Origin of the sequence: Streptococcus sp. HMSC034E03 (genome assembly GCF_001811505.1) — a bacterium.
Taxonomy (GTDB): Bacteria; Bacillota; Bacilli; order Lactobacillales; family Streptococcaceae; genus Streptococcus.
This window is the reverse complement of the sequence record NZ_KV804987.1, coordinates 29,278-29,966: the sequence shown is the minus strand read 5'-3', so window position 1 is coordinate 29,966 and position 689 is coordinate 29,278. Positions and strand designations below refer to the sequence as shown.

Annotated in this window: 1 protein-coding gene; it reads right to left on the bottom strand. The window is 39.8% G+C overall.

The genetic code is table 11. The annotated features are described in order from the left end of the window. Positions 1 to 689 (bottom strand): G5 domain-containing protein (locus HMPREF2805_RS11490; protein ID WP_261676336.1); only part of this gene is annotated, 689 nt, incomplete at both ends.

Genomic DNA, 689 nt, shown 5'->3' with positions numbered 1-689 from the left:
GCTGGATTTACTTCGTAAGTAGTTGTTACTGTTCTTGAACCTGCTTGTCCTGCTTCTTCTACATTGTCTTGGCCTTTTTCGCGTGTATCATCTTTCACATATTTCTTAGGTGATGGGATTTCTGTTGTTTCTACTTTGTCCTTTGCTCCCACTTTTACAACTCTAGCTATTGGTATAGTTACGACTTCTGGTTTGCCTTTTGATGGAGTTAGGGTTCCATTTACTGGGTTTACGCTATATGTTGTGGTGACTTTAGTTTGTCCTGCTTTCCCTAGAAATTGAACGGTAACAGTACCTTTTGGACTGTTCTCATCTTTTAAATAAACTGGTTTGGGTTCAACTGAATTATACTCAACTATATCCCTCGCGCCACCTCTATTGACTACTTCTTCCTTCTCAGTCGAAGTAAGACTGCCAGTTTTTGAGTTTACTGTGTAGCTCGTTGTCTTCTTAACAACATCGTCTCCTTTTTTAATGTATTCTACTTCGTCCTTGGCTGCGACTTTGACAACTGTTTCTGTTGCCGGTTGCTTAACTACTGGTTGTCCTACATGTTCAATAAGATCTCCAGTGTTAGGATTGACACTATAAGTTGTTGTTACCGTCTGTTCTCCAGTTTTACCAGGCTCTTCAACATTAACTTGTCCTTTTTCGCGTGTATCATCTTTTACGTATTTCTTAGGTGATGG